This window comes from Bacteroides caecigallinarum, assembly GCF_016901995.1.
Classification (GTDB): Bacteria; Bacteroidota; Bacteroidia; order Bacteroidales; family Bacteroidaceae; genus Phocaeicola; species Phocaeicola cellulolyticus.
The window spans coordinates 1-11,818 of sequence record NZ_JACJLE010000044.1; the positions used below are offsets into that span (position 1 = coordinate 1).

The following is an 11,818-nucleotide window of genomic DNA, read 5'->3' on the forward strand; positions in this document are numbered from 1 at the left end:
AAACTCTGTATTGAGTAATGATGCGGCCCTTTTTTACTCTTTTAGGGTGCTCAAATTTCAAATTATAAGTTCATTTTTTCAAAAAATGAATTTTGACACACCCTCTTTTCTCATTATTATTTTATCTTCCCACATAGGGGTTTTTACATAAGTCTGCGTTATTGAAGTGAAAGCAACAAAGGAAAAGGATTAATTACCCACTTAATTATAAAAACATGATACAAATCAGAAAATATCGGGCAGAAACAGTTATCTCCACACGAACGTGTCGAGTACTCCACACGGACGTGTCGAGAGCTCCACACGAACGTGATGAGAACTCCACACGAGCGTGTGGAGAACATACAAATTACATAAATTATATGCCGATTATTGTTATTTAGGTACGGAAACAGTATATTTGTAAAAATGCTGTCAAAGACATGTACCTGAGTAATAACCACAAAAACTAATCAAACGAAAAATGAACACCGACAGAAAAGAAATCTTTAAGTCCAGATTTAACGAACACTACCCAAGGCTATGCAGCATAGCATACGAATATGTTTCCGATGCAGACGATTCAGAAGACATAGTTCAGGAACTGTTCATAAATATATGGGATAAAGGCAAGGACGCCCTTCCGGACAAGGAATTTGCAGCCTACATCACTACAGCTGTAAAAAACGCCTGTATTTCGTTTCTCAGAAAAAAATGCTCTTACACGGTTTCGATAGAAGACGCTCCATCTGCCGGGGCACACCTTCCGGATGAGGATACACTGTACACTGACAGGAAATCACCAGAGGAACTTTTATCGGAGGCTCTGGCTGTACTTCCGCCAAAATGTAAGGAAATTTTCCTGCTTTCAAAGCTTAAAGGAATGAAATACAGGGAAATTGCGGAGCTGCTGTCATTATCGGAAAAGACTGTGGAGAATCAGATGGGTAAAGCCATCAAACTGCTGAGGGAGTTTGCAGCCACATGTTCGTTCACTATCGCGGTTATTATCACATTAATCATATCAATCATTTCAAACAACATTTAGAGATGAAACATACAGAAGAATATATCAACGAATTACTGGCTAAATATATCACAGGCGAGGTAATGTCGGACTCGGAAAAGAATGATATTCAGGAATGGATAGCTACGCATGCCGACGAATACAACAGGCTGGTAAAACTTATATCGCCAAAGAAGGCTCCCGAGTTCGGAACAGCAAAAGCATGGGCCAGAATAGAAGAGCATATAGACAAGTCATCGGCAAAGAAACCGGCAATGAGTATCTCAATAAACAAGAACAAGAAGAAGTCATTGGGCATGTCGGTTTTCTATGCAGCAGCTTCGGTCCTTGTAATAGTAGTAATATCAATCTCATTCTTTATGAGCAACAGGGATAACAACAAGGAACAGCTGTTTGCCAACAACACTGCAGAAAAGATGATGATTTATCTGCCGGACAGTTCGTTGGTGACTCTATATCCTAACGCTAAGGTGAGTTACAGAACTGGAGGCATGAATTCGGCAAGGGAGGTAGCTCTAAACGGAAAGGCTTTCTTCAATGTGAGGAAGATGCACGGAAGGGCTTTCAAAGTACAGTCAGAAAACCTTATGGTGGAAGTGCTGGGAACATCGTTTCTGGTTGATGCCACTAAAGCTGAAAGCTCAAGCGTATATGTAAAGACCGGTGTGGTAAGCGTAGAATCGGAAAACAGCAAGGTTATAATCAAAGCCAACCAGAAGGCCGAACTTGACAACAAGACTCTAAAGACAGGTAAGATAGAGAACCCGTATGAGGTATTCGAAGAGAAACCTAAAGTCCTGTCGTTCGAGAATGCTGGAATAATGGAAGTGGTGGAAAAGATAGAACAGACCACGGGAGTGAAAATTGAGGTAAGCAAAGAACTCCGGAATAACAAGATAACCAGCAGAATTGACACTGCCGATACGGAGACAATAATAGTGGAACTGGCTTTCCTGTGCAGCTGCAAATACGAGACTCTGGAGGCCGGAAAGCATTACCGATTATATTAACCTAGCATTTATAGCCGGATGATACATCAATCAATGAAAGTCCTGCTACTGCTGTCGGCAATGGCTCATGCCGGAGATGCTTTTCCAAACAGGGAAACGTCTGTGATGGGAACAGCGGCAGACACAGCTATAGGAAATATCAAGGAAAACTTTTTTTCATCAGACAAAAATAAACTGACCGATGAGGTTCTCTTCGTTAGAGCCTCATCGGCTTCTGTGCTTCAATGGTTCAGCTATATCGAAAAACAAAAGGGAATATCGATTTCATTCAACCAGGCTATAGACATGGAAAAGAACTGCACAGTGAGACAGTCTGCCACAATGTCTGTAGCCCAACTGCTGGAGATTATTCTTAAAGACTACAGATACAGCATAACGGAAATGCCCGGAAGGAAAATCGCAATACGCATTGATGCCAAAAGGGAGTTTTCAGTAAGGGGAACGATAGCCGACGAATCAACATCCGAGAAACTGTATGGGGCAATCATTATGGCGTCAGATACGGACGGCAAGAAGCTTTACTCCACAAGCGACGAGAACGGCAACTACCGGCTGAACCTTACAGAAGGAGAATATACCATCGAAATAAGCTATATGGGATATGAGAAGTTCTCCACACCTTTGCATCTTTATAGCAGAAAAAGACTGGACATGAATCTCAAACCGGCTCTGTTCGAAGTTGACGAGGTTACGGTCAGGTCTATCAGAAATGATGCGGAACTGGCAGAGATTACTCCATCAGGCATGCTGTCATTCAGCGGCAACGACCTGTTCTCGCAAATATGGATTCTGCCAGGGGTGACCGGCACTCCCACGGGAAACAACTTTATGGTAGATGGCGGAAGTTATGACGAGAACATAATACTGCTCGACGGTGTACCTGTGTTTCATCCGGGACACGTCAACGCTCTGCTTCCACAGTTCAATGGCGACGTCATAAAGAATATTGTCTTCCACAAGGGCTTCTTCCCCACCCGTCTGGAAGGCGGGCTTTCATCGGTCACGGAATTCAATCTTAAAGACGGAAACAAGAACAGGCATACACGTACTTTCTCTATCGACATGCCTGCCGCATCGCTTACACTGGAAGGGCCAATAATAAAAAACAAGCTGTCGTATCTGGTGAGTGTAAGAAGAAGCTGGATGGATTTCTTCGACGAACTTTTATCGGAAGAAAACAGACTGAACCACTACTCGTTCGACTATACGGCAAAACTGTCATACTATATGTCGGAAAACAGTTCCTTAAAGTTCTTTGCATATAATACATTCGACGAGTTCAGATTTCCCCTATACACAGAAGAAGCCATACCTGTAGTGAAATGGAATAACCAGATATACAAGGCCACTTATAACGGAATGTGGGGAAAACTTGGTAATACGACCTCAGCTTACTATTCGTCACACATGAGCCGTGCAAACGCCGATGTACTTGGTTTTGGTTTGGGTGACGACTTTGAAGATGATATGGACTCTGACAGCGGATGGGAAGACAATTGGAATGACGATTGGAATAATGGAGATTCCTTTAATCAAACAGAAAACAATGCGTCTAACAATGAAATAAGCAACGGAATAAAGACAATAAATTTCAATACTGAATTTACTTACAGTCCGGAAAACATATACTCTACCCGTTGGGGATTCAAGTACTCGCACGAGATGTATGAGATGACAGCTTTCGGAGAAAACATCAAGAAGCAGAATGAGGCCATTAACCAGTATTCTCTGTACTACGACAATTATATCAGAGTAACAAATAACCTTACAACACGTGTAGGAGTACATTTCATTGCATACAATCCTGTAAACTTCCGAAATTATTACAGCATACAGCCTCGTTTTGCATTGAACTTTACACCTGGTAAGAATGACCTTATATACCTGAATTTCTCTAAAATGGAGCAGTTCTATCATTACATCAGTTTCAATGGTATTTCTCTACCGACAGATTTCAGAATGCCGAGCATAGAAGGATTTAAACCGCGCTCATCGGAACATTATGAGATTGGCTGGAAAAAGAATTTCGACAGCGACAGAGGAAAATTAGAAACATCTGCATATTATAAGACAAGACGGAATATCGTAGCCCTGAAACCGGATGCAATAGTAGAAAACGATAACTGGAACAACTATATAATGGTGGGTAACGGAGACAGTTACGGAATTAAAATGTTCCTCTATTATATGTACAGAAGATGGACTATGCAACTGTCATATACTTATTCAAGGAGCCGTGAATGGTTCGATGAATACAAGAGCCTGGGCAAACTTCCTTCTTTGTATGATATGCCACACTATGGAGCAGGAGCCCTGTCATACAAGATAAGCAAATCGTCAAGCCTGTCTATAGGATGTATAACAAAATCGGGAAGAATCAAGACATCGGACAACTGGTTTGAAAGCGACAAGGATTTGGGCTTCAGGCAAAGACGTGGAGAATTCAACTACAGAATTGACGTAGGATATGCATTCAAGAAGGATTTCGGAGACAAATTGCTACTTCTCAGATGCGGTCTTTACAATCTGCTTGGAAACCCTCCTGAAGAAGATATAGTAGATTTCTATTCTGTACATTTATCAGAAAATTGTCTTCCATACGGAAGCATCAGTTTCAAGTTCTGATATATATAAAACCAAAAAATCCTGATCTGAAATACAGACCAGGATTTTTTATTTTTATCAAACTATCAGATTAATATCCAAGTTCTTTTTCAAGAGACTCATACTCAGCTCTGTTAAGCTTCCAATAGATTCTCAACAAGTACTGTCCCCACAAAGCTTTGTTATCTGGAGCCAATTCTTTAGCCTTTTCATAGTAAGGCAATGCCTTTGCATAAAGCTCTTTAATCTTAGCTTCACCTTCTGCATATTTAGGATCGTCCATAGCAAGCTGAGAGTTTGCTTCTTCTATATCCTGACCAGGGAAGAAGTAGCAGTCACCCATTTTGGAATATGCTTCTGCCACGAAACCGTCGTTCTTGTCAACAATCTGCTGCAATGTAGCTATTGCACCTTCATAGTCTTTGTTTTCATACTGAAGTACACCCTTTACATACAAGAAGTAAGCAGAAGGATTATTTGCTATGATACCGTCTATTTCAGCCAAAGCTTCTTTTACCTGACCTTTCTGGATGTAGTTGTCCATCAGGTTACCAACGAAGTATTCCTGTGCAGGGAATTTTTCAACACCTTCCTTGATTGCAGCAAGCCATTTTACAGAGTCTTTAGCTTCGTCTGACTTGTAAACTTCAGCAAGACACATCAATGCTCTGTAACCTTCTTCCTTGTGGTTCTTACCCATTTCTGCATACTTGATAACAGCGGCATTGTCTTTCAATGAGTTAGCAGCCAATGTAGCATAGTTTGCGATAAGTGGAACAAGTGTATCGTTCTTAACTTCATCCATATCTGAAAAGATAGGAGCTGTTGCAGCATCGCAGTATGTTCCAAAGAATTTCAATGCGGCACTATAGTTTCCTGCATTATAAGCATCAGAACCTGCATTTGTCAAATTAGGACGTACAGAAACCAATGTCTTGGCCAATTTCTTTCTCAATTTTGGTTTTTTCAATTCACCACTTGCCACTTTTGCCTGTTCTACTTCATCACATTTCATGTAATATTCGAACATTTTAGCCAAACTGTTGTATAATTTAGCTGTATCAGCCTGTCCACCCGGGAGATAAAGTTTCATATTCTCGTCATCGTAGATAGCCTTCTGGAAATCTCCGGCAAGTTTCCATGTTTCAGGATCACTGGCTGTTGTTGGATCACTTAACGCTGGCTCAATAATCTGAGCAGCCTTAACAGGATCACTTTTGGCAGACTTTGCCTCTTTTACAACACTAGTCTGTGCTGATACTGCGCATGTAGTAAACAACACGGCTGCAGTTAATAATACTTTTTTCATAATGCTTTAAATTTTAGTAAGTCAATTGTTTTGATTATTATCTTCTTGGGGTTCATTTGTATTATTATCCATTTCACCTTCCTGTGAAGCACTACCCTCGACAGCCTCTTCCTCAGCCTGAGATGTAACCTTACATACAGAACCGATACTGTCATTACGTTTTTCAAGGTCTATAAGTTTTACACCCTGAGTAGCACGTCCCATAATACGGAAATCAGAAACCTTCACACGGATTGTTATACCCGACTTGTTTATAATCATCAGGTCATTTTCGTCAGTCACAGATTTGATTGCAACAAGTGAGCCTGTCTTCTCGGTAATGTTCAATGTCTTGACACCTTTACCGCCACGGTTTGTCTTGCGGTAGTCCTCGATGTCAGAACGTTTACCATAACCGTTTTCAGAAACCACCATTATAGTTTCCTTTTCAGGATCCTTAATGCAAATCATTCCTATAACTTCATCCTGTCCGTCTTCGTCAAGAGTAATACCACGTACACCGGTAGCAGTACGTCCCATTTCGCGTACGGCACTTTCGTGGAAACGTATGGCACGTCCGTTACGGTTTGCTATAACAATTTCATTATTACCGTTAGTCATACGAACTTCTATCACTCTGTCGTCTTCGCGGATAGTAATAGCGTTCACACCATTCTGACGTGGACGTGAATACTGTTCAAGGAGTGTTTTCTTTATTACACCCTGCTTAGTGCAGAACAATACGTAATGACTGTTGATGAATTCCTTGTCATTAAGGTTCTTGACACGCAAGTAAGCTGTTACGGCATCATCGGCATCTATATTCAAAAGATTCTGTATTGCACGTCCCTTTGATGTCTTGTTTCCTTCAGGAATTTCATAAACCTTCAGCCAGTAGCACTTACCTTTCTGTGTAAAGAACAGCATAGTATTGTGCATTGTAGCCGGATAGATATGTTCGATGAAGTCCTCATCGCGTGTTTCACTACCCTTAGAGCCTACACCGCCTCTGTTCTGAGCATGGAAATCAGCCAATGGAGTACGTTTGATATATCCCAGATGAGATATAGTGATTACCATCTGTTCGTCAGCATAGAAATCTTCCGGATTGAATTCTTCCGAAGCATAAACTATTTCCGAACGACGCTTGTCACCGTACTTTTCCTTAACTTCTATCAGTTCGTCCTTGATGACTTTCATACAGAGTTCATCGTTTGAAAGGATTTCCTGATAATAAGCAATCTGCTTCATTATCTCTTCATATTCCGCATGAAGCTGTTCCTGCAAAAGTCCGGTCAGCTGACGCAGACGCATTTCTACTATAGCACGTGCCTGGATTTCGCTAAGTTCGAAACGAGCCATCAGGTTAGTTACAGCCTCGTTAGGAGTTTTTGCAGCACGTATGATTCTGATTACCTCGTCGATATTGTCCGAAGCGATGATAAGTCCTTCAAGAATGTGTGCACGTTCCTGAGCCTTACGCAAGTCGTACTGTGTACGGCGGATAACCACCTCGTGTCTGTGTTCAACGAACAGTCTGATCAGATCCTTAAGATTGAGCAGACGAGGACGTCCCTTAACCAAAGCGATGTTGTTCACACCGAAAGAAGTCTGCAACGCAGTCATCTTGAACAGTTTGTTCAGAACGACACTTGCATTGGCATCACGCTTCACGTCTATAACGATACGCATACCTTCACGGTCGGACTCATCGTTCACGTATGAGATACCTTCAATCTTCTTCTCGTTTACAAGAGAAGCGATATGCTCGATAAGTTCTTTCTTGTTTACGTTATAAGGGATTTCGTTTACGATAATCTTGTCATGATTGGTGTGAGTTTCGATTTCGGTCTTCGCACGCATAACCACACGTCCGCGGCCTGTCTGATAAGCATCTCTTACTCCACTTACACCATATATATATCCGCCTGTAGGGAAATCAGGAGCCTTGATATATTGCATCAGTCCATCGACATCTATATCATTATTGTCGATATATGCCACACAGCCGTCAATAATCTCGGCCAGATTGTGTGTCGGCATATTAGTTGCCATACCTACGGCAATACCTGAAGCACCGTTCACGAGCAAGTTCGGAATACGTGTAGGCATAACGGTAGGTTCCTGAAGAGTATCATCGAAGTTGTTCTGGAAATCTACAGTCTCCTTGTACAAATCCTGCATCATCTCCTCGCCTATCTTCTTCAGTCTGGCCTCAGTATAACGCATTGCTGCAGGGCTGTCACCATCGACAGATCCGAAGTTACCCTGTCCGTCAACCAAAGGATATCGCATAGCCCAATCCTGTGCCATACGTACCAATGCACCATACACTGAAGAGTCGCCATGAGGATGGTATTTACCAAGTACCTCACCAACTATTCTGGCAGATTTCTTATAAGGTTTGTCCGAAGTATTTCCCAGTTCCATCATTCCGTAGAGAATACGGCGATGTACAGGTTTGAAACCATCTCTTACATCAGGGAGGGCGCGCGCCACGATTACAGACATGGAGTAATCGATGTACGACGACTTCATTTCCTCTTCGATGTTAATTTTTATAATTCTGTCTTGTTCTTGCATTTAAACAAATATTAATTATACATCTCTTTCGGTTTACGAAAAACCATGCTAAAGTACTACTTTTAGACGATATACGAAACTTTTTATGAAAAAATATGTACCATATTAAACATTTTTACTCAATTACTGACAAAACAAGACAATTATTCAGAACAAGAAAAATGGCACATAATTTGTTGTAAGAATAAAAAACAAATATATTTGCCGGAACTATAAAGATTTGAGGGCTATAAGCAGACACAGGCACCAATAAACTAGCCATACAATCAAACATTTAAGGTGAAAACTAGCAATAAGATGAACGGAAAATCATACACTAAAGAAGCTACAGATGTTATAAAATACAGCAAAGAAGAAGCTGCGAGAACTGATGCCGCAAGCATAAAGCCTGAACATATTTTATTAGGAATAATAAGAAATGAAGAAAGCAACGCAGCAAAAATAATATGCAGCTTGTATGCTGATTTAAAGAAAATCAGGAAAGAGCTGGAAGAGAGACTGGTCAATGACAATATCAACCTGCCTAAAACGGAATTAAAAGACTTGAACTTTGACGAGCAATCCACCAGAGTTTTAAGGCTATGCTTTCTGGAGTCCAAACTAGAGGACAAAGATTCAATGGGTTCAGAACATATATTATTAGGTATTATGAAAGAAGAGAAGAACAATGCAGCACAAATATTGAAACAAAACAATATAACATACGAAAAAATCAAAGGAAGAATATCGGATACAACAACTCCTGTCCCTACATCCGGCTTAAATTTTGATGAAAGCGAAGAAGATGACGGAATTGAGAGAAGAGACGGAAACAGATTCGGCAGCAACGATTCATTTCCTCATTCAGGCAACGACTACACATCGCAGACAAAAAAGGGTAAGCCAGACAACGGAAACAAGAATCTTGTATTGCTGAACAAATATGGCACCGACTTGACAAAAGCCGCAGCAGAAGGCAAGCTTGACAAGGTTGTGGGACGCGAAAAAGAGATAGAGCGCGTAGCCCAGATTCTTTGCAGAAGAAAGAAGAACAACCCTGTGCTGATAGGTGAACCCGGAGTCGGAAAGTCAGCCATAGTAGAAGGATTGGCTTCAAGAATAGTTGAAAAGAAAGTTCCGAGAACACTTTTCGACAAGACAATCATAAACCTTGACCTCACATCGCTTGTGGCAGGAACAAAATACAGAGGCGAGTTCGAGGAAAGAATAATAGGAGTAATAAAGGAGGCCAAGAACAATCCGAACGTAATATTATTCATCGATGAAATTCATACTATTATCGGTGCAGGTTCAGCCGCAGGATCAATGGATGCCGCAAACATACTGAAACCTTCATTGGCAAGAGGCGAAATGCAATGTATAGGTGCGACCACACTTGATGAATACAGAAAATCGATAGAAAAAGACGGTGCACTTGAAAGAAGATTCCAGAAAGTCACTGTCGAGCCTACCACAAAAGAAGAGACATTGCAAATCCTCATGAATATCAAAGAACAATATGAGGATTTTCATAATGTAACATATACGGATGAGGCAATAAGAGCATGCGTAGAACTTACCGACAGGTATATTTCAGACAGGTTCTTCCCCGACAAGGCAATTGACGCAATAGACGAAGCCGGTTCAAGGATTCATCTTATGAACGTATGCGTTCCTAAAGAAATAGAAGAACAGGAAAGACTGATAGAAGAAACCAAGGAACACAAGAACGAGGCCATCAAACTACAGAACTTTGAAATGGCGGCAGGACTTCGTGACAAGGAGAAAATGCTTCAGACCGAACTGGAAAGAATGAAAAAGGAATGGACCGACAAGCTCAAGGAGAATCGCGAAATCGTAGATAAAAGCCATATCGAGGAAATAATTTCACTAATGTCAGGAATTCCTCTTAAAAAAGTTGAGTCGTCGGAAGCCAACAAGTTGCGCGCTATGCAAGATGTGCTCATGACAAAAGTAATCGGACAGAATGAAGCCGTAGAAAAGCTTGTAAAAGCCATCAAAAGAAGCCGTGTAGGGCTGAAAGACCCGAACAAGCCTATAGGCACATTCTTATTTACAGGTCCTACCGGAGTCGGAAAGACATATCTGGCAAAAATACTAGCAGAGGAATTATTCGGTTCAAAGGATTCTATAATAAGAATTGACATGAGCGAATATATGGAGAAATACGCCGTTTCAAGAATGGTCGGAGCGCCTCCGGGATATATAGGATACGATGAAGGCGGACAGCTTACAGAAAAGGTAAGAAGAAAACCATATTCAATAGTGCTCCTTGACGAAATAGAGAAAGCTCACCACGATGTATTCAATTTCCTTTTGCAGATAATGGATGAAGGAAGGCTTACGGACAACACAGGAAGAACCGTGGATTTTAAAAACACTGTCATTATAATGACATCAAACGTAGGCAGCCGTCAGCTAAAGGATTTCGGAAAAGGAATAGGCTTTAACGCAATAAGCCATAACGACAACGAAGAATATTCCAACGCTATAATCAAAAAAGCGCTGGAAAAGACTTTTGCGCCGGAATTCATCAATCGTCTTGACGATATAATCCCATTCAAACAATTAGACAGGAATGATTTGATAAAAATAACTGATATTGAATTGAAAGAACTTTTCAAGAGAGTGGAAAGAATGGGATACTCCATTTCCATTACGGATGAGGCCAAGAACATAATCGCACAAAAAGGCGAAGACATCAATTATGGAGCCCGCCCTATCAAAAGAGCCATTCAGAACAATATCGAAGACAAACTTGCAGAATTTTTAATGGATAATGAACCGGAAAGCGGAGCAGGAATCATTATCTCGGCAGAAGGAGATAATGAAATTATAATAAAAATGGCAGAATAAAAAGAATGAACTGTCATTTTAATCAAAAAGCCTTGTCATTCCAAACTGAATGACAAGGCTTTTTCAATTTGACGAATATCGCTTTTATCTCACAGCTATACATTCAATCTCAACCAAAGCACCTTTTGGCAATTCTTTTACAGCAACTGCCGAACGTGCCGGGAATGCGCCGTCAAAATATTTTGCATAGACAGCATTCATATCCGCAAACATAGACATATCTGCCAAAAAGACAGTAGTCTTGACTACATTAGCTGTAGTAAGTCCGGCCTCGGCCAAAACATTCTTAATATTCTCAAATACCTGAGTTGTCTGTTCTACTATTCCACCTTCAACGAAAACACCGGTTGCAGGATTTACCGGAATCTGACCTGACATAAAAACCATGCCGTTAGCTTCTATTGCCTGACTGTATGGGCCAATTGCTGCAGGTGCCTTTTCTGTAAAAATAACTTTCTTCATAAATGTATA

Annotated in this window: 7 protein-coding genes; 4 read left to right on the forward strand and 3 right to left on the reverse strand. The window is 40.9% G+C overall.

Annotated features, from left to right (window positions below):
- The first annotated feature begins 463 nt into the window (after positions 1 to 463).
- From H6A61_RS11505 to H6A61_RS11515, 3 genes are read left to right on the forward strand one after another with little or no spacing between them, the layout of a single operon-like run.
- Complete coding sequence (locus H6A61_RS11505) at positions 464 to 1,027, forward strand: RNA polymerase sigma-70 factor (RefSeq protein ID WP_204393754.1); 564 nt, start codon at positions 464 to 466, stop codon at positions 1,025 to 1,027.
- Between the two features lie 2 nt (positions 1,028 to 1,029).
- The gene (locus H6A61_RS11510; protein ID WP_204393756.1) at positions 1,030 to 2,016 is read left to right on the forward strand and encodes a FecR family protein; all 987 of its coding nucleotides are present in this window, start codon (positions 1,030 to 1,032) and stop codon (positions 2,014 to 2,016) included.
- A gap of 18 nt (positions 2,017 to 2,034) precedes the next feature.
- The gene (locus H6A61_RS11515) at positions 2,035 to 4,641 is read left to right on the forward strand and encodes a TonB-dependent receptor (RefSeq protein ID WP_204393758.1); all 2,607 of its coding nucleotides are present in this window, start codon (positions 2,035 to 2,037) and stop codon (positions 4,639 to 4,641) included.
- A 70-nt stretch (positions 4,642 to 4,711) separates the two neighbouring features.
- Here H6A61_RS11515 and H6A61_RS11520 read toward each other — a convergent pair whose 3' ends face one another.
- Together H6A61_RS11520 and gyrA are read right to left on the reverse strand one after the other, a co-directional pair.
- Positions 4,712 to 5,929 (reverse strand): tetratricopeptide repeat protein, encoded by a 1,218-nt coding sequence (locus H6A61_RS11520; protein ID WP_204393760.1) that lies wholly within the window; start codon positions 5,927 to 5,929, stop codon positions 4,712 to 4,714.
- Between the two features lie 21 nt (positions 5,930 to 5,950).
- Positions 5,951 to 8,491, reverse strand: a complete 2,541-nt coding sequence (gene gyrA, locus H6A61_RS11525) for a DNA gyrase subunit A (protein ID WP_204393762.1) — start codon at positions 8,489 to 8,491, stop codon at positions 5,951 to 5,953.
- Positions 8,492 to 8,788: 297 nt separating this feature from the next.
- Here gyrA and H6A61_RS11530 point away from each other — a divergent pair, with 297 nt between their 5' ends.
- On the forward strand, positions 8,789 to 11,347 hold the full coding sequence (locus tag H6A61_RS11530) for an ATP-dependent Clp protease ATP-binding subunit (protein WP_204393764.1): 2,559 nt from the start codon (positions 8,789 to 8,791) through the stop codon (positions 11,345 to 11,347).
- Between the two features lie 84 nt (positions 11,348 to 11,431).
- Here the strand turns inward: H6A61_RS11530 and H6A61_RS11535 are convergent, their stop codons facing one another.
- Entirely contained in the window at positions 11,432 to 11,809 is a 378-nt protein-coding gene (locus H6A61_RS11535; RefSeq protein WP_204393767.1) for a RidA family protein, read from the reverse strand.
- Positions 11,810 to 11,818 lie beyond the last annotated feature (9 nt).

Excerpts from the sequence above, each read along its gene's own strand:
- H6A61_RS11505 (WP_204393754.1), top strand. The coding sequence starts at position 464 with ATGAACACCGACAGAAAAGAAATCTTTAAGTCCAGATTTAACGAACAC.
- H6A61_RS11510 (WP_204393756.1), top strand. The coding sequence starts at position 1,030 with ATGAAACATACAGAAGAATATATCAACGAATTACTGGCTAAATATATC.
- H6A61_RS11515 (WP_204393758.1), top strand. The coding sequence starts at position 2,035 with ATGATACATCAATCAATGAAAGTCCTGCTACTGCTGTCGGCAATGGCT.
- H6A61_RS11520 (WP_204393760.1), bottom strand. The coding sequence starts at position 5,929 with ATGAAAAAAGTATTATTAACTGCAGCCGTGTTGTTTACTACATGCGCA.
- gyrA (WP_204393762.1), bottom strand. The coding sequence starts at position 8,491 with ATGCAAGAACAAGACAGAATTATAAAAATTAACATCGAAGAGGAAATG.
- H6A61_RS11530 (WP_204393764.1), top strand. The coding sequence starts at position 8,789 with ATGAACGGAAAATCATACACTAAAGAAGCTACAGATGTTATAAAATAC.
- H6A61_RS11535 (WP_204393767.1), bottom strand. The coding sequence starts at position 11,809 with ATGAAGAAAGTTATTTTTACAGAAAAGGCACCTGCAGCAATTGGCCCA.